14 protein-coding genes are annotated in these 17376 nt (G+C 49.3%); 7 read left to right on the top strand and 7 right to left on the bottom strand.

Annotated features, from left to right (window positions below):
• Positions 1-2 precede the first annotated feature (2 nt).
• The 4 genes from tssE to tssH are packed head-to-tail and all read left to right on the top strand — an operon-like array spanning position 3 to position 6131.
• On the top strand, positions 3-482 hold the full coding sequence (tssE, locus tag B3007_RS14720; protein ID WP_068439116.1) for a type VI secretion system baseplate subunit TssE: 480 nt from the start codon (positions 3-5) through the stop codon (positions 480-482).
• Positions 483-484: 2 nt separating this feature from the next.
• A complete protein-coding gene (gene tssF / locus B3007_RS14725) occupies positions 485-2314 on the top strand; it encodes a type VI secretion system baseplate subunit TssF (protein WP_301376878.1) in 1830 nt (609 codons plus the stop codon).
• Entirely contained in the window at positions 2278-3417 is a 1140-nt protein-coding gene (gene tssG, locus B3007_RS14730) for a type VI secretion system baseplate subunit TssG (protein ID WP_068436251.1), read from the top strand. Before tssF ends, tssG begins: the two co-directional genes overlap by 37 nt.
• Positions 3418-3470: 53 nt before the next feature.
• Positions 3471-6131 carry a type VI secretion system ATPase TssH gene (gene tssH / locus B3007_RS14735; RefSeq protein WP_301376877.1) on the top strand — a complete coding sequence of 887 codons (2661 nt, stop codon included), beginning with the start codon at positions 3471-3473 and terminating at the stop codon, positions 6129-6131.
• A 39-nt stretch (positions 6132-6170) separates the two neighbouring features.
• On the opposite strand, the gene B3007_RS14740 is transcribed toward tssH, so the two are convergent.
• The 7 genes from B3007_RS14740 to B3007_RS14770 all read right to left on the bottom strand — a co-directional run bounded on the left by B3007_RS14740 (position 6171) and on the right by B3007_RS14770 (position 12407).
• Positions 6171-7406: a lipase family protein gene (locus B3007_RS14740; protein ID WP_084188976.1), complete on the bottom strand. Its 1236-nt coding sequence runs from the start codon at positions 7404-7406 to the stop codon at positions 6171-6173.
• Between the two features lie 31 nt (positions 7407-7437).
• On the bottom strand, positions 7438-7878 hold the full coding sequence (locus B3007_RS14745) for a DUF6795 domain-containing protein (RefSeq protein ID WP_301376875.1): 441 nt from the start codon (positions 7876-7878) through the stop codon (positions 7438-7440).
• Positions 7879-7935: 57 nt separating this feature from the next.
• Positions 7936-8229, bottom strand: a complete 294-nt coding sequence (locus tag B3007_RS14750; protein WP_076516919.1) for a PAAR domain-containing protein — start codon at positions 8227-8229, stop codon at positions 7936-7938.
• A gap of 2 nt (positions 8230-8231) precedes the next feature.
• Positions 8232-8816, bottom strand: a complete 585-nt coding sequence (locus tag B3007_RS14755; RefSeq protein ID WP_068436241.1) for a DUF6931 family protein — start codon at positions 8814-8816, stop codon at positions 8232-8234.
• Positions 8817-8827: 11 nt separating this feature from the next.
• Positions 8828-10738 carry a type VI secretion system Vgr family protein gene (locus B3007_RS14760; protein ID WP_076516917.1) on the bottom strand — a complete coding sequence of 637 codons (1911 nt, stop codon included), beginning with the start codon at positions 10736-10738 and terminating at the stop codon, positions 8828-8830.
• Positions 10739-10868: 130 nt separating this feature from the next.
• Positions 10869-11357, bottom strand: a complete 489-nt coding sequence (locus B3007_RS14765; RefSeq protein WP_068436237.1) for an Hcp family type VI secretion system effector — start codon at positions 11355-11357, stop codon at positions 10869-10871.
• Positions 11358-11702: 345 nt separating this feature from the next.
• Complete coding sequence (locus B3007_RS14770; RefSeq protein ID WP_068436235.1) at positions 11703-12407, bottom strand: transposase; 705 nt, start codon at positions 12405-12407, stop codon at positions 11703-11705.
• 233 nt (positions 12408-12640) lie between these two features.
• Here B3007_RS14770 and B3007_RS14775 point away from each other — a divergent pair, with 233 nt between their 5' ends.
• From B3007_RS14775 to B3007_RS14785, 3 genes are all read left to right on the top strand, one after another.
• Complete coding sequence (locus B3007_RS14775) at positions 12641-13513, top strand: Stp1/IreP family PP2C-type Ser/Thr phosphatase (protein WP_301376872.1); 873 nt, start codon at positions 12641-12643, stop codon at positions 13511-13513.
• Between the two features lie 399 nt (positions 13514-13912).
• Positions 13913-15973 carry a ShlB/FhaC/HecB family hemolysin secretion/activation protein gene (locus B3007_RS14780; protein ID WP_301376870.1) on the top strand — a complete coding sequence of 687 codons (2061 nt, stop codon included), beginning with the start codon at positions 13913-13915 and terminating at the stop codon, positions 15971-15973.
• Between the two features lie 92 nt (positions 15974-16065).
• The coding region (locus B3007_RS14785) for a filamentous hemagglutinin N-terminal domain-containing protein (RefSeq protein WP_301376868.1) at positions 16066-17376 on the top strand (1311 nt) is incomplete at its 3' end.

Genomic DNA, 17376 nt, shown 5'->3' on the forward strand with positions numbered 1-17376 from the left:
GTATGTCTGAACTGAAAGATAAACCACTCGTTGCCCCTTTGCTTGATCGTTTCCTGGAACAGAACAAGGGCACAGATTTTCGCCAGAGTCATCAGATTGTGCGCAGCCTTCGCGAGAGCATACGTCGCGACCTCGAGAATCTGTTTAATACCCGTTACTGCTGTGTGTCACCGCCTGCGGGATATAGCCATCTGGACGACTGCGTTCTCAACTACGGCTTGCCTGATTTATCGACAATCAATATGACATCGTTCGATAGTCGCAATGAATTCTGTCGCCGGATTGAAAAAGCTGTGAAGCGTTTTGAGCCACGGATTCGCTCCGTCAAAGTGAAGACGGACGTGGCGATTGATAATGAAGACCCCACAATCCGTTTCCGGGTTGAGGCAACGCTCAACGTCAACCCGCTACAAGAAATGATTATATTTGAATCGGCGTTAAACCCCGTCAATCAGACGGTAAATGTCTCGGAGATTTTCTGATTATGAGCGACAGGCTCTTATATCATTACGAAAAAGAACTGGCGTTTATTAAGCAATCGGCCAGTGATTTTGCACGCCAGCATCCTTCCGTCGCTGAAAGCCTTAAGCTAGGCAGTGACTCTGTGGATGATCCGTTGGTGTCGCGTCTGCTTTCCGGCTTTGCCTTTCTGAATGCGCGTATTCAGCAGAAGTTGAGTGATGACTTTCCTGAACTGACGGATGCCATGCTGGAGACTCTGTATCCGCACTACCTGCGCCCAGTGCCATCGATGGCGATCACCCAGTTTGCTCCACTTGATGACCTGGATGCGCCCGTACAGATACCGGCAGGTACCTTGCTTGATACAGATTCTGATGGTGAAGAGTGTCGATTCACGACTTCTTACCCGGTTGAACTGCTGCCCTTGAAAGTAGAAACAGCTCAGTTAATGCCACGGCCTTTTGTTGCGCCAGGCAGCCTGGAGGTGCAGGGGGCTGCTGCCGTGCTTAAGGTCTCTTTCAGAACGCTGAGCGAAGACCTGGTTATGAATGAAATGGATTTTTCAAAGATTCGTTTGTTTCTTAAAGGTCAGCTGCAGCACGTTCATCCACTCTATGATTTGCTGTTAACCAAGTGCTTTAAAGTTGTTGTCGCTAACGGTGAGTCAGACGTAGCCCCGGTGTTCCTTAACTCTGATTGTCTGGAACAGGTAGGTTTTGGTACCGACGAAGGGATGCTTCCGTACCCACCGAATTCATTTGCGGGTTATCGACTATTAACTGAGTTTTTTGCGTTTCAGGAGAAGTTCCAGTTTATTGATCTTACTCAGCTTGATGTGGCGATGAACGAGTCGTACACCAATACGCTCAACGTCTATTTTTATCTGCGTGAGAGTGACTCAGAACTGGAGCATCAGGTGAATGCCGGAATGTTTGCACTTGGCTGTACGCCGATTGTGAATATATTCGAGACGACGGCTGACCCTGTGGCCTTAACGCACACCGAGTCGCGTTATCCCGTTGTTCCGGATTCCCGTCGTCGCGATGGTCTGGAGGTGTATAGCATTACGGATGTTGGCGCGACCGACAGTGATGGCTATTACACTCCATACCGTCCGTTTTATGGCATGAACCACAGCCGTAACACCGATGCTAAACCTGCGTTCTGGCTAACGCATCGCCGCGAGGTGCTTGAAGGCGACCATCGCAATGAACTGGCATCTGAGGTCGATATCAGTCTTGTGGATATGAATTTTAATCCGCATCAGGTGAAAAATCAGAACCTCGAGATGAAGCTTTTGTGCACAAATCGTAATGTGCCGAGAAAGCTGACCACGGGGCAAGGGCGACCATATTTTGAAGTGGTTGATGATGAATATCCGACCGAGCGTATCCAGTGTGTGGTTGTTCCGTCTGCGACCATCCGCCCGCCTCTGCGGGAACGCGGTTACTGGCGTTTGATTTCTCACCTCAATCTTAACCACCTGTCCCTGAGTCAGGGGGGAGGCTCCGTAGAAGCGCTTAAAGAGATTCTGCGCTTGTACGATTTCAGAGACTCCGCCAGTACACGCAATATGATCGACGCGATTGCTGCGATTCATACTAAGCCCGTTACGTCGCCCGTTCAGGTGGATGGCATGGTGTCTTTGTGTCGCGGAACACAGATTGATCTCGAACTGGACCCAGTAATGCTTGCGGGAACGAGCCCGCTTATGTTCGCCAGTGTTATGGAGCGTTTCTTCGGTCTGTACGGGTCGATTAATTCGTTTACCAAGTTAACCGTAACGCTTAATGGAAAAGATGGGGAGTTTAAGCGATGGCCACCGCGCGCCGGCGAAAAAGCCTTAATCTGATTGAGCAATTGCAGAGCGAGCCACAACGCTTCGATTTTTTTCAGGCGGTGCGTTTGCTTGAGTCTGCATCACAGCAGAATACCGAGGATGACGATGTTGCCGATGCGTCTGTCGGTGGATTAGCGCGTCCGGATCAGGAGGCGGTTCACTTTACGTCTCGAAATTCGCTGGCCTTCAATGGTTCTGACGTCACCAAGGTATCTCAGAAACGCATTCACAGTCACGACTCTGAGGAAAACCCTGCACTGCAATGGCAGGTCGAAGTCGCCATGATGGGGCTGACGGGTAGTCAGGGGGTGATGCCTTACTATCTGAGTGAGACGGTAATTTCTGAGCTGAGACAGAAAAATCCGGCTTTGAAAGATTACCTCGACCTGTTTAATCATCGCACTATTTCGTTGTTTTATGAGGCATGGCACAAGTACCAGATGGGCCCTTCGTTCGAGAGGACAGTCAGAGAGGGGACTGAAAAGAAAGACCTGTTTACTGATGCTTTATTGTCGTTGGCGGGGCTGGGTATTCCCGAGTTACGTTATCGCTCCACCATGCCGGATGAACCAATTGCTCAGTATGCCGCTCACTTTGCCCGTGGAATCTGTTCAGCTGAGTCTTTAAGGAGCAGTATTGCAGGCATGTTTGGTCTTGAAACCTATATCGAGCAGTTTAATGGCTCATGGTACGACTTACCTGAAGACGCACGCTGCCGGCTCCCGGACGAGGATCACCCTCATGGCGTGAATAATGCGCTGGGTGTCAGCACGGTCATGGGCACCCGTTGTTATCAGGCACAAAGTAAATTTACCGTTATTACCGTGCCGCACAATGAAGAAGAGTTTCATAGCCTGGCGCCAGGGTCTCGCGGTCTTGAAGAATTAAAATCATTTATTCGTATGAGCGTTGGCGAAGAGCAGGACTTTGATATTGAAGTGAAGCTGGACGCCAGATATTTTCCGCTTGACGATTTATTCGACCCAACTAAGTCTGAACCTTTACTTGGTTGGAATACTTATATGAACCCAGAAAAGATAAAAGAAAACGCGTTATCAGTCAGGCTATCCCAACACGTGCCTGTTCCGGATGATGCATTACCGATGGCTTACTAATCGCACGGATCACATGGATTCAATAATTTCAGAGATGAACGAGGAATAAACCCATGATTAACATCAATCTGAAGTCGCTGGTCGACAAAATGTCGCCCTATATGAGGGACTCGCTCGAAGGAGCAGCAGGTCTGTGTCTTGCTCACAGCCAGTACAATGTTGAACTCGAACATTGGTTGCTGAAACTCCTCGATATCTCTGACACCGATTTTGTTACCTTGCTGGAAAAACATGACGTTAATCCTGGGAGTGTCGCCAAACAACTGGCCGGTACGATCTCGCGTTTCCGTTCAGGCAGCAGTCGTCCGGCTGCTCTCGCCCCAAGTATTGTCGAAGCCGCTAAGAACGCCTGGATGCTGGCTTCAGTCGACTACGCACAACCCGTCGTCAGCTCAGGTCACCTGCTTGCGGCCTTGCTGTTAGAAGACAGCACGCGTCGTCAGCTCCTTGAAAGCTGCCCTGAGTTAAAAGAGATTGCGCCAGAATCTATCCGTGAAACTGCCCGCGCTATTTTCGGCACCACTGGCGAGACCGATTCACTGGTTCGTGGTAATGAACCAGGCTCAGAAGGCGGCCAGGCAGGCCCTGTGTCTGCGTCTAAAACGCCAGCGCTTGATAAGTACACAGTGAACTTAACGGAGCGTGCTCAGAGTGGTCAGATTGACCCGGTACTTGGCCGTGATGAAGAGATTCGTCAGTGCATCGACATCCTGACCCGCCGTCGTCAGAACAACCCGATCATGACGGGTGAAGCCGGTGTCGGTAAGACCGCAGTGGTTGAAGGCTTCGCTTTGCGTATTGCCGCGGGTGACGTGCCTGAACCGCTGAAAGGTGTTGCTGTACGTACTCTCGACCTTGGCTTGCTGCAAGCAGGTGCGAGCGTGAAAGGCGAATTTGAGAACCGTCTTAAATCTGTTATTGAAGAAGTCCGTGCTTCCGTCACTCCGATTATTCTGTTCATCGATGAAGCGCACACCATGATTGGCGCGGGCGGAAAAGAAGGACAGGGCGATGCAGCAAACCTTCTGAAACCTGCACTGGCACGTGGCGAGCTGCGCACTATTGCTGCGACGACCTGGGCTGAATACAAAAAATATTTTGAGCGTGACCCAGCGTTGACCCGTCGCTTCCAGGTTGTAAAAGTTGAAGAACCATCGGAAGAGAAAGCGATCGATATGATGCGAGGCATCGCTCAGTCTCTGCAGGATCACCATAAGGTCCGTATTCTGGACGAAGCCATTATCGCTTCTGTGACTTTATCTCATCGCTATATTCCGGGTCGTCAGCTTCCGGATAAATCGGTCAGCCTGCTGGATACCGCGTGTGCACGTGTAGCACTCAGCCAGTCGGCGACACCGGGTGCGATTGAAGATGCTCAGCGTCGTATTCAACGAGCGGAAACAACCATAGGTAAACTGGAGCGGGAAGCGGCGGCGACGGGAGAGCATACCGAACGTCTGGCTGATCTGTACGCAGAAAAACAGAATGCAGAGACCTTGTTAGCTGATCTGAATACTCAGTACGAACAGGAAACCGCATTGATTACTCAGATCCGCGAGTGTCGTGACCAGATCGACCAGAACTTTATGGCAGATGCTGACAACAAACTGTCAGACAGCGATGCCGATGCGCTTAAAACTCAACTGAAGGCGCTTACCGCTGAACTGAGTGGCATTCAGGGGGATGCACCTCTGATGCAAGCGAATGTTGATGAGCAGGCTATCGCTGAGGTGATCGCCAACTGGACAGGTATTCCGGTCGGTAAAATGGTCAGTGATCAGATTACTGCGGTACAGACACTTGCTGATCGCTTGGGCCAGCGTGTTATTGGTCAGCCACATGCGCTGGAAGCAATCGCACAGGTCATCCGGACCTCGCGTGCTGGTTTAACTGATCCGCGTAAGCCAATGGGCGTTTTCCTGTTCTGTGGTACGTCGGGTGTGGGTAAAACAGAAACGGCTCTTGCACTGGCGGATGAGTTATTTGGCGGTGAGCAGAATATCACCACCATCAACATGTCTGAATTTAAAGAAGAGCATAAAGTTTCTATGCTTCTTGGTTCACCTCCGGGGTATGTGGGTTATGGCGAAGGCGGTGTACTGACCGAAGCTGCACGCCGTAAGCCGTACTCCGTCATCCTGCTGGATGAGATGGAGAAGGCACACCCAGGCGTTCAGGACATTTTCTACAACCTGTTCGATAAAGGTACGATCAAAGACGGTGAAGGCCGGGATATCGACTTTAAGAATACCATCATCATCATGACGTCGAACGCGGGTGAAGATGCGATTCGCGCTATCTTCAATCAGGTTGAAGAGAAACCAGAGCCTGAAGTATTGCTTGATAATATCCGTCCGCATTTACTTCAGCACTTCAAGCCGGCATTCATGGGTCGTGCGAATACCATCGCATACTACCCACTGGATGATGAGAACCTGATGCAGATCGCAGCGATCAACATGCGTCGCATCGAGAAGCGCCTCACCGAGAAATACGGTGCGGAATTCAGCTACGACGAAGATGTACTCATCAATATCGTCGCACGTTGTCAGGAATCCGATACCGGTGCTCGTAACATCGAAACCATCCTCAACCGTACCGTGCTGCCGGCGCTGGCATCAGAGTGCTTAGCGAAGATGGCCGAAGGCGAAGAAGTTACTAAGGTGCACATTGGTGCCACCGAAGACGGTGACTTTACTTATCAGGTAAGCTGATTATCGGTAGGAAAAAAAACGGGGCGAAAGCCCCGGTTTTTATATCGATTTTCCATTAACCAAAACAGCATCGAGAATTTTCTGGGCTTGCTCACTGACTTTTCGGTGTAGTCTTTCAAATAGATTTCTAATAAAGGCCAAGGTAGCATCTGCTGCTTCAATGGTCCTTCTCATTCCAAGCAACTCAGCGATTTTTCTGAGCAGCGAAAGTACAAGCGTGGACAGATGTTTGGTTAGGTCTATCCCCTTTCTTAAAACGTAAGCCAATTGATCCAGAAGTGTAAACGATCCAGTCAATCCCGCTCCAACCGCGCTTCCTATACCTTTTGCTACTTTTAGTAGTACATAGTTAATAGCCTTATCTAAATACTCAAGATTTGTCGGGGTAAAGCTAACTGGCGACTTATTATTAAGCCAAGGCTCAATTTCGGTAGGCTGCAAGTGTTCATATTTCAGCCCTCTCAATGCTGGCCACTTTTTACCTTCGACGGAGTCTTTATACAACTCCATATCGTGTGCTGCTAAGGCTGCAAAATTACCTGAACTAGGCAGGAAATAGTCATAGTCTGCACCTGTAGTTACCGGAACATGCATAAAAGGCCAGCATGGGATGCATGGAATCAGGTCAGTGCGGTGATAAGCTCGGTATATATTCTGTGGACCAATTTTCCTTGTGAATTCATCGGAAAAGTTCCTCAGGCCAACTCGGGGAGAGCCAAATGTATAGCATTTTACTGGTAGAGTAGGATATTTGGATTTTGAGTATTCAGTACATAGAGTGGCGAGGGCGCCACCAAGGCTATGGCCTATGATATGAAGCTGTTCGATATTTCGTTTACCGCATTCAATCAAAAATGGGTCTATTTGGCTCTTCATTGAATTGAATGATTCAGAAAATCCATTATGAACCGGGTGGCCATATGAGGATCTTTGTGTAATCCCTACGCTTGCATCAGTTAGAATATCTGCGGCGAATTTTTTGTTTGTACCTCGGAATACTATGAAAGCGTGGCCCTTATAGCCCGATTCCTTCCCGAATGCTGTTAGCCCCATACCTGTTTGAGATTTAAGGAAAAATAAGGAACCCGTAGTTCCCTTTAGAATTGGCAGGGTGGAACAATCAGTATTTTTACCAAGTCTAGGTGGCTCTGGAAGCTCTAGGTAACCTTCGTGTAAATCGTAAAAGGTTTCATATCCGAATCCGGTATTATCGGCTGTAACAAGATAGTAGATATCGTTCGCTATCTCTGCGGCCATCAGTGGTGGAAATTCCATAATTATATAATCCCTTGCAAATGTATGGATATTACTCTGGTGGTAAAATTATTTTCTTCCTGTCGTGTTCAGCATCCCACTTACACCTAGAAGAAAAGGCATTTCCTTCAATTCTGAACCGGATTGGATCATCGCTTAATTCGCAGCTTATTATCCAAGGTTTACCCCGTGATTCTGAAAATTCACTCTCTTTACGTTTGATTCCCTCTAATAGTTGGTATTCCATCCCATCTACATAAACATAAAGCGTCTGTGGGGAAACAAACTGACTGGGAACGAACTTCCTGATTGCATTGGAAATGGATGTGTCGAAAACAGAAGGCATGCTGAAGTAGCCATTTTCATCCGTCTTTGACTCGTCAATCCGTTCGTCTGAAACTCTCTTTATTCTTGCATTTGCAACTGGCTTGCCATTGAGCGTGATCGTGCCGGATATTGCTGAGAATAAGCACGTTTTATTGTTCTTTGACATCGCGTTAGCCCCTACGAATGCAATTATTAATACGATAAAAAGAGAAAGCTTCACCATTCACCCGCCCACCAAAACGGTCGGGCAGCCCAATACAATCTTACCGCCGTGAGCTGTTGAGTCGCCCATCCGTGCTGCAGGCTTATTGCTCATCAGGACGGTTGTACTGCCCATGACAATAGAGTCGGGAGGCCCAACGCAGACACACATACTGCCCAGAGTCGCGGCAGGCATATTACCGATGAGCACTGTAGGTGCACCGGGAGAGACAATAGGGCCGCCAACGTGCGGTACCGGACCAGATGACATCGGGCAGACGTGCATGTCAGTGATGCGTGAGGCTGGCTTTCCCATGATCAGGCTCCTTCGATCATGCCGTTTCCGCCACGGGCAAGATCGATGCCCTGAGCGAGAAACAGCTTATAGTTGTCTTCAATTTTTTCCGGGTCGATCGTGGCTGAAGCGAGTGTGATGCTGCCGGCCACTGCATGGGCGTATAGGTAGGCTGGTGGTGGTACCTCAGGTTCGCCCGGTGGGGTCATGCTTCCGGTACACCAACTTGCTGCAGTGGCCGCCCAGCTGGCTGCAGTTTTGTACTGTGTTTTTTCACCGAGTTCTTTGCAGCGCTGGCGATGGTCTTCTGTGGGTTTTCGAGCCCAGGTTTCGGTCGCCAACAGGGCATTAATGTTGTGTTCGTCGGTGTCTGGCTTTTGGGCTTTTCTCGCAGCGAGGCAGGCCCACCAGACTGCCTCTCGCTTAGGTAGGCCGTGGGCCAGTAGTTTGATGGCATCCTGGTAGTAACCTGCTTCCATCAAGCGCTCGATACTGATCTGCGGCGCTGTATCAGGAATCACGACATCAGCGGCCTCCGGCTCAGTTAATTCAAATTCTTTGAGCAGTTCGTCGGCAGTCAGCGCCTGTATTTTTATCAGCTGAGTCATGCTGTTACCACTTAGTTAATTTTGGTCAGGGCACCCTTCACCGTGAGTATGCCGCCGGCTGATACTTCGCCAATAGCGCTGGCTTTGGCTTTAAGCATGGTGCCTTTAATCTGAACGCCGCTCTGGTCGATTTTTATGCTGTTAGCGCCGACTTTCAGTTCGATTGAGGTCTTGGAGGTAATCTTAATCGCGCCCATAGCATCGATTGTTGACGTACCTTTGCTGACTTTCAGGCTATGGTTGCCTGAGTCGACTTTGGTCGTCTGATTGCCTTTCGATACGGTCAGTGAATCGTTGCCTTTACTGACGGTTGCTGTGCGATTCTGTTCGACGGTCAGCTTCTGGTCGTTCTTAACGGTGACGGTCTGATCGTTTTCGACGGTGCCGGTCTGGTCATTGTGAATGATCCAGTTGTGATCTTTACCGGCTTCCATATAAATTTCTTCGCTGCCTTTTTTATCGTCAAAGCGCAGTTCGTTAAATTCACTGTCTTTGACCATGGTTTTCCAGCCGCTTTGCGTCGATGTGTAGTTCGGACCTGCGTTGGTTCCGTTATAAACAGCCCCTGTTACCAGCGGGCGATCAGGGTCGCCATTGATGTAGCTGATGACTACTTCCTGGTCGACGCGCGGAACGAAGTTCGCACCCCAGCCTTTACCAGCGAATTGCTGTACGACTCGTACCCAGCAAGAGTTCTGGGCACTGTTCCATGGGAAGGTAACTTTTACCTGGGTGAAAGTGTCTTTGGAGCTGTCACTGCCTGTGGCTTTTACTTCACATACGGTTGCGACCTGAGGCGCATGAACTTGGCGTCGGTAGGCGTCGTGCTGAGGCCTGACCAAAGTATCTGATGGAACGCAGCTGAAACGGTTCGAGTTCTGGGTTGATTCGCCATTACCATCGCGGGCAATGATGCTGAGGTGAGTCACCAGGTACTTACCTGTTTCGCTGGAAATAGGGTGTTCAAGTTCAAAACGTGCACCCGCCGATAGGGCTATGATATTGCTCGTACCCTGTGCAACGTCGAACCCTGCCTCAACGGCTTCCATGCTGTTCTCAGCGAAGGACTTACTCTTAGCATCGATGAGAGTGTGCTCGCTATCTCCCTCGGGCTCCAAGTGGAAAGCACCATATCCCTGGGTAGTCAGACCTGAAATTTTATTCAGGTCTGATTTGGTTTTAACTGTCTGCTTGTGATCTTTACTCGTCGTGTTCTCGGAGTAATCACGGAATTCGAATGCATTTGTATGGTAATTAAAGGTCCGCTGCCAGCTGTGCACGGATGGAATGTCTGGCTGAACACCGCCGCCATCATATTCTGCTTTGGCCGCGCCTGAGTCGACGAAGTCCTGTGCATCATCGACAAAGATAAGTTCATGTTCACCGTCTTTGTGTGTGAAGTAGTAGCTGATGCCTTCTTCTGCGAGCAGGCGTGATACAAAGGCAAAGTCCGTTTCTTCAAACTGAACGCAGTATTCACGTTCGGCAAACTTGCCTTTGGTATTCAGCTTGAATGAGACAAGCTTGCTGTATTCTTTCAGAACTTCTTCGATGATCTTATCGGCAGTTTTCTTTTGGAAGATCCTGTTTTTCGCACCGAGTGTTGTGAACCATAGCCCTGGCACTACCTCAGCACGATATCGACGTAATCCTTCGTCGTTAACATCAAGCATTGCCAGGTGGTTGATGTAGCCGTGAATATAGCGTGATTCTTTCGTCTTTTCTGATTGCAGGCTGATAGTAACGTCTTTACCGAGAAGGTCTTTCTGAGCGATCTCGTGGTTGTCAGAATATAAGTCGAGGTGGAAGTGGAAAAGGTCTGAAATATATTCGTCACCGGTCAGCTCTGACACAATCATTGCGTCTTTACCTAACGGAGTCGTTATCTGAATAAGGCGGTTGTTCTGACTGAGTGCCGTCATGCTATATCACCACTGCGTTTGTGATGGGTAGCGTAATGAGGGGGCTACGCTTCCACTTGCGTTAGAATCCTTTAGAACAGAGCAGCCTGTTGCAGGCTGCCCTGAGATGTAATGGGGTTAGGATACCCTATTACAGTGGTTTTGCAGTAGTCAGGTCGTAACCAACCTTCATGTTCTTAGTATTCTTGTTGGTCTTATCAGCGTGAGTCAGGTCAGCTTCGATTTTTGCGAAGCTCAGAGAGATAGACTCAGCTGGAGCACCGCCAGCTGCAGCGCTGATGCTGTAAGAAGAGATGATTACTTCTTCCAGAGTGTAGACAGCGTACTTTTCTACTTTCTCTGCACCAGTCTGAACAACGTGGATTTCTACCTTAACACCAGCGTCACCAGTAACAGATGACTTGAACAGGCCACCTGAAGCAGCGTCCAGTGGCTTAGTTACAGTCACTTCGCTGATGCTTGGACGAGATGCTTCACGGTTAGACATTGCACCCGCTTGCATGGTGATTGAGCGGCCAACGCCGAAGCTCATGCTATCAACTTCAATCCAGTTCTCGTAACCAGCAGCAGTTACGTTACCTTGTGGGTTGTTGCCGTTGAAATTCATGTAGATAGCCATTTAACAATTCCTCTGTATTTAGTTAAAGATTTCCTTCAAGCCTTGGCTGTGCGGGCTGATTTTCAGCGCTTAAACCACGGCCATATGGCAAGTGAGGCCAAGTTAAACAGATTAGACCCGAGACGAAAACCCCTGATTTTTTATTATTTATTCGACTCTGGCACGAATTTATAGCAGTTACTTTCACGAGGCTGGCTGCAGACAGACAGGGCCTTTAACTACATGGGAGAAGCCAGTGATCAGTGAGCGGTTTGACTCTGACACGATTTATTAAAAGAAATTTTTTGCGATGATCGAGAAAATTACAATGATGCGTAATATTACGCCACTGGGCGTATTCGCCGATTAAGCGGTGGTGGGTTTTGACTTCTTCTTCGGGCGGCCACGCTTAAGTGGGCGTACCCGGTGGTTGGCAATTTTTTCAATTTTCTCGGTGAACTGATCTCCGCCGAGTACCTGGCCGAGTTTGATGGTTTCAGCAATATAGGTAAGCAGTCCGCGGTCGAATTCATAGCGGAATAGCTTACTGTACTCATTGGCACGCTCTTCGTAGGTATCGCCGAGCGCAAGGTACAGCCGGTGGTCCTCAAGAATTTTGCTCTTCTTTCGCCCAGTGTGGTGGTTGAAACTTGACCACTCGTAAAGCTCAGGACTCTCGACAATCCCTTCATGCATGGGTTTCAGTTCAACGTAGCGATAGCAGGTAAGCAGGTAGGCCTCGGAATCAATGACGCTGGACTTATAGCGGCCACCCCATAAGGTGCCCGAGCGCTGGTAACGGTGATTGACGTATTGAACGTAGCGACGGCCAAGTGACTGCATCATGGATGAAATTCCATTTGCGATGTTCGGTGTGGCAACCATCTGAATCGCATTGGGCATTAATACATAGGCATGAAGATCGACATCGTATTGCTCAGCCGCCTTCTGCAATGACGCCAGATAAAATTCGTAATCTTCGTCATCGAAGAAGCAATTCAGGTTGTTGTGGCCGACCTGAATGATGTGCTGGGGGATGTTGGCGATGTTGATACGCGGCAGTCTTGCCATGTCGAGTATGTGTCCCTGCTGACGGTGATTCCCTGAAGTTTCAGACGCTGCCACGCTGAAGTGAGGCCAATTATGCTGAACAGGTGTTGCAAAATCAACCAGAGGCGAATCAGGAAAAATTCTGTCACCGCTCAGCTTTTTTTGTTTTAATCGCTCGAGTCCACACAGAGCCGCTGTATCCGCAGCCTGCCCGGAGGGCGAGTGCTCTGTTCACTTGAGATATGGAAAATGGAATGAGCAGAAGCGTCTCTCTTGCAGTAAATGGTCGCACGGATATCGGCCAGATCAGGGAGGAAAATGAGGATGCAATTACGTGGTTTGCTCATCCTGATCAGCCATTCGCGTACGTTGTTGTGGCCGACGGTATGGGTGGTTACAGCGGTGGCGCGCTTGCCAGCCGGATTGCCATTCAGACGATCAGTCTTTGTTTCAGTCAGCTGATTACCCCGACGTTCCTTGCTTGTACCCCTGAGCAACAGAAACTGATGATTCAGTCTGCGGTTCGTAGCGGCATTCACAAGGCCAACTTGTCTATCATTGAAGCGAAAGCGGAGAACCCGGATTTTTCTCACATGGGAACGACGGTGGTTCTTTCTGTGGTGTGGCAGGATCAACTCACGGTGGCCCATGTTGGCGATTCCCGTGCGTATCACTGGAGCCTTAAGGGGCTGACGCAGCTGACCCGTGACCATAGCGTGGTTCAGGAAATGATTGATGCGGGTACGCTCACCGAGGAAGAGGCCAGAACCAGCGATGTGCGTAACCACATCACCCGTGCACTGGGGGTCCAGGAGGATGTGGAGCCCGACCTCAAAACCTACCGTTTAACTGAAAGTGCATTGCTGATGCTCTGTTCTGATGGCCTGACTGAGTATTTCGATAACGCCGAGCTGCAACATGTTCTGGCAACGCACCGTCCAGCACTCGAGTGTTGCTACCGCTTAATTGATGATGCGAATCACAGTGGTGGCCGCGATAATATCAGTGTCGGGATGCTTGAGGTTACCGTGGGTCCGAATCAGTCTGTAGCGCCTGTTATCTCAGTACCGAGTGGGCAGGGTGAAGATACGACCGTTCGCAGAAATCAGCCTCGTTCCGGGGAATAACTCTGTTGAGTGGCTACTCAATAATATAAATTCCCATTTCAGCCCTGCCTGACTTTCTGTCCGGCGAGCCTCTTTGCTGTGTGATTCTCTTTGGGTAAACTCCCGTTCAGAGATCGAATTCGTCTTTCATGTGTTTTAACAGGCCGGTATTCAAGCTCTGATCATGTTGCTATAATGCCGCCGATTTTTACCGGGTGTGGCGTCAATATGGCGTTGATAAGGCCCGATTTATGCAGCTCTGCCCCGAGCAGGCGCTAAACGGATTGCAATTTCAGTAGGGCAAGGATGTCTCAGAATTTTCCTCATAGAGATCGTTACGTGGGCCGCCTCCCGGCTCTACTGCTTCTTGTTAAAACACAGATGCGTGCGGCCGTGCCTGCACGTTTAAGGAACAAGGATATGTTGATTCATTCCAGCCTGGGTGCGTCCGTGCGCCGGGGTGTTACGTTGTCGTTACTGTCACTTTTTGCTTCTGGCGTGGTCCAGGCTGCTGACCCGGTAGTCCCCGGTGTTTCGGTTCAACAGGCATCTTCTTTACGTGATGTGTTTGGTATAAATGCGCCTGATGATCAACCTGACGCAGATGAAGATTACCGTCAGCGTTCTCGTCAGAAGGATCTGATGCCAAGCACGGATGGCGATATCCCAGATATTAATGATCGTGATGCGGGTCCTCGTATCCTTGTAAATAAATTCGCTTTTGAGCGTCTGGAAGAGTTCCCTGAGTTTGGTATCACGCGCGAAGGTGTGTTGGCTGAGGCTGAACGTTTGCGCATCGTTTATATGAAGGAAGACCAGCGTGGTGATGCTGGTTATACGCCGGATGAACTTCGTGAGATCACGGCATATCTGCGCGATATTGGCAGTGATTCAGACGTTGATGACCTGACTCATGAAGATATGCAGGCGCTGATTGAGTTAATCCGTGATCAGAAACGGAGCCGCGGTCTGAGTTTTGCCGATCTGGAAGAAATTGCGAACCTGCTGACGATTTATTACCGCAAGCGTGGGCTGTTTCTGGCGCGTGTGCTTTTGCCTGCACAGGAAGTTGAGAACGGCGTAGTGACTTTTACTGTGATGGAAGGGCGCCTTGGTCAACTTGAGGCTCTGGGTAACGAGCGTTACAGCGAGGAGCTGCTTGAGTCTCCGTTGGAGCATATCGTTGGTGGCATCGTAACCAGCCAGCAGGTTGAAGAAGCGCTTTATATTCTTAATGATCTGCCCGGCATGACACTGACCGGTGCGTTCAGCGCTGGTAATAACCCAGGTGAAACACGGCTTCGCTTGGTGGTTCGTGAGGAAGATGATTTCTCTTATCTCGTGCGCTTTGATAATCACGGTGCTCGGTTTACAGGTAAAGCGCGCGCATACGGCAACATGCAATGGCACAACCCGGCGGGCATTGGCGACAACCTGAGCATCGGCCTGCTACGTTCTGAAGATATCGGCCAGAATGATTCGGGTGACGGTCTTGCAGATGAAATTGGTACGCGGGAGGCGCACAGCAACCTCGGTCAGATCAGTTACTCGTTGCCTGTATTTAACCTGCGCAACCGGGTGACGATCAGTGCCGATCGCAACACCTTTGATCTTGTAGATGAAGACGGTGGCATTATTAATGCCCTGGAAATTAGCGGTGTAAATACTACCTACGCGCTTCGTTACGACTATCAGATTCGCCGTACCCGTGACTTTAATATGTCGACGGGGCTGGCAGTTACCGATAAAACCTCAACGGTAGAGAGTTATATCGATTTTCTGTCGACCGAAGATCACGTAGTGGCGGGTGAGTGGAACTTCTACATCGATGGCCTGAGCCAATCGGGTATTCGTATGCTCAACACAGCGAATCTCCGCGTTCAGTACGGTAGCTTCCAGACCGACGTTGTTGAGGGTGCTGATGAAAATTATGTGCGCACGGCGATTGATACCAGCTCGCTATTCTTCATTCCTCTGCCATTTACCGAGAAATACAGCCGCTTACTGACCAGCGTTCGCCTTCAGCATACTGACCAGTCGCTCCCTTCGTTTGAGCAGTTCAGTATGGGTGGCTCAACGGGCGTTCGCGGTTTTCAGGTCGGCGACTTTTCTGCTGATAAATCCGCATTTATTAGTAACGAGTGGTACTTCGACCTCCCTGAGTGGAATCTATTCGGTAGAAATACCCTGAACGATGTATTCCAGGCCGGTATTTTATTTGATCTTGCATACGGCATTCAGAACGGCGGTTTCATAACGGATAGCGGTACATTGGCAGAAGACGAGTGGGCGCAGATGAGTGCTGCTGGTCTTGTATTTAAAGCAAGCTGGGGTTCGACCTTCAGCAGCAAAGTGTCTGTTGCTACCCCAGTATACGGCAAGTCGAGCCTGGACCCACAGGATGGTGACGCCAGTACCGAACCACTGAATAACAATCCTGATGCCATCGAAGTATTCGCTGACATCAACTTTTATTTCTGACGCACAAAAGCGCAGCGCCGGCGACCAGACAGCCGGTACACATGGATAAGCTACCGGAGGGCTCAGCCCTCCTTGCAATGAGAGCAGTGACAATGACCCACTACACGAAAAAACGCATTGAGACCGTATCAAACAGTTTCAGAAGAAATGCCCTGAGCGTTGCTATATCAGCCCTGAGTACCACCCTTGCCGGGGTACGTGATGGCCTGAAAGGTGGGGTATATGTCACTTTAATTGCAGGGCAGGTAGTAGCGCCGGTTGCGTGGGCGGCAAATCTGCCAGAGTTGGCTGCGGGGGCTAGTCCAGTGACAATTGATAGTAGTGCTTCTATTGATGGTATCGAAGCAGGTAACTCCGCTGTCTACAATGTGACAGGCGACCGAGCACTGGCTAATTGGATCAGTTTTGATATTGCTGAAGGATATGGTATTGAGTTTCTTCAAAGTGACCCTAGCAATATTTTGGTTAACCAGATTACTGGATCGGCAAGTGAGATTGCTGGCCTGTTGAAAGCAAACGGTAATATTATCCTTGTCAATCCGAATGGTATGACAATTGCGGGTACAGCAATAATTGATGTTAATAGTTTAGTGGTATCAGGGATGGGGTTGTCTGGTGGCGTTGATGCTGGTACCCAGGATTTCTTTCAAGGTAATGATGAGGCTGAAAACTACAATAATCTTTTGTTTTTAAAGACTGATGCCAATGGGAAAATTACTATTGAAAGTGGCGTTGATTTTATCAACGATGCTGAGGGTGTAGCACACACTAGGAATAATAATTTCATTGCTATTGGGGCGGAAGTTAATAACGCCGCCAATATTACTGTCGGAAATCTCCTTGGTCTCGGAGCAGGCGGTGCTGGTTATATAAGTTTTAATCAAGGTGGACTGGTTGGTTTTGAAATTACAGCTGATGTAACAGACGCCGTAGGTACAAATGCTATTAGTAGTACAGGAGAATTGAGTGCTCAACAGGTGTTTTTGACTGCACGAGATGCGTCCGATTTATATAATAGCGCGATTAACCTCGAAGGTACTGCGAAAGCCGCATCGATTAATATTGATGGCGACACCATTAGATTAGGCGGCTCAGTAGATCTGAGTAATGGTACTGACACTCTTAATATTCATAATAATAGCGCTGCTACAGAACTAACGATTGGTAATAGTGCATCAATCGACTTTGGTACTGACGGTCAGGCTATGGCTGTCGCGAGCAAAGTTACTATCGAGAATGGTAACACTACGTTAAATAATGCTCAGCTGACTGGAGCTGACAATGAGATAACGCTCGGTACTACAGACTTCTCTGTCACTAGTGTTAATGATATTAATCTCGGGGGCGGCTCGATAGAGGGCTCTGCAGGCGCAGATACTTTTGATGTGACTGATGCCAACGCT

The organism is Thalassolituus sp. UBA675, from assembly GCF_002297765.1.
GTDB lineage: Bacteria > Pseudomonadota > Gammaproteobacteria > Pseudomonadales > Oceanobacteraceae > Thalassolituus.

Excerpts from the sequence above, each read along its gene's own strand:
- B3007_RS14740 (WP_084188976.1), bottom strand. The coding sequence starts at position 7,406 with ATGGAATTTCCACCACTGATGGCCGCAGAGATAGCGAACGATATCTAC.
- B3007_RS14760 (WP_076516917.1), bottom strand. The coding sequence starts at position 10,738 with ATGACGGCACTCAGTCAGAACAACCGCCTTATTCAGATAACGACTCCG.
- B3007_RS14755 (WP_068436241.1), bottom strand. The coding sequence starts at position 8,816 with ATGACTCAGCTGATAAAAATACAGGCGCTGACTGCCGACGAACTGCTC.
- tssF (WP_301376878.1), top strand. The coding sequence starts at position 485 with ATGAGCGACAGGCTCTTATATCATTACGAAAAAGAACTGGCGTTTATT.
- B3007_RS14775 (WP_301376872.1), top strand. The coding sequence starts at position 12,641 with ATGAGCAGAAGCGTCTCTCTTGCAGTAAATGGTCGCACGGATATCGGC.
- B3007_RS14770 (WP_068436235.1), bottom strand. The coding sequence starts at position 12,407 with ATGGCAAGACTGCCGCGTATCAACATCGCCAACATCCCCCAGCACATC.
- B3007_RS14780 (WP_301376870.1), top strand. The coding sequence starts at position 13,913 with ATGTTGATTCATTCCAGCCTGGGTGCGTCCGTGCGCCGGGGTGTTACG.
- tssE (WP_068439116.1), top strand. The coding sequence starts at position 3 with ATGTCTGAACTGAAAGATAAACCACTCGTTGCCCCTTTGCTTGATCGT.
- B3007_RS14745 (WP_301376875.1), bottom strand. The coding sequence starts at position 7,878 with ATGTCAAAGAACAATAAAACGTGCTTATTCTCAGCAATATCCGGCACG.
- B3007_RS14765 (WP_068436237.1), bottom strand. The coding sequence starts at position 11,357 with ATGGCTATCTACATGAATTTCAACGGCAACAACCCACAAGGTAACGTA.
- tssH (WP_301376877.1), top strand. The coding sequence starts at position 3,471 with ATGATTAACATCAATCTGAAGTCGCTGGTCGACAAAATGTCGCCCTAT.
- B3007_RS14750 (WP_076516919.1), bottom strand. The coding sequence starts at position 8,229 with ATGGGAAAGCCAGCCTCACGCATCACTGACATGCACGTCTGCCCGATG.
- tssG (WP_068436251.1), top strand. The coding sequence starts at position 2,278 with ATGGCCACCGCGCGCCGGCGAAAAAGCCTTAATCTGATTGAGCAATTG.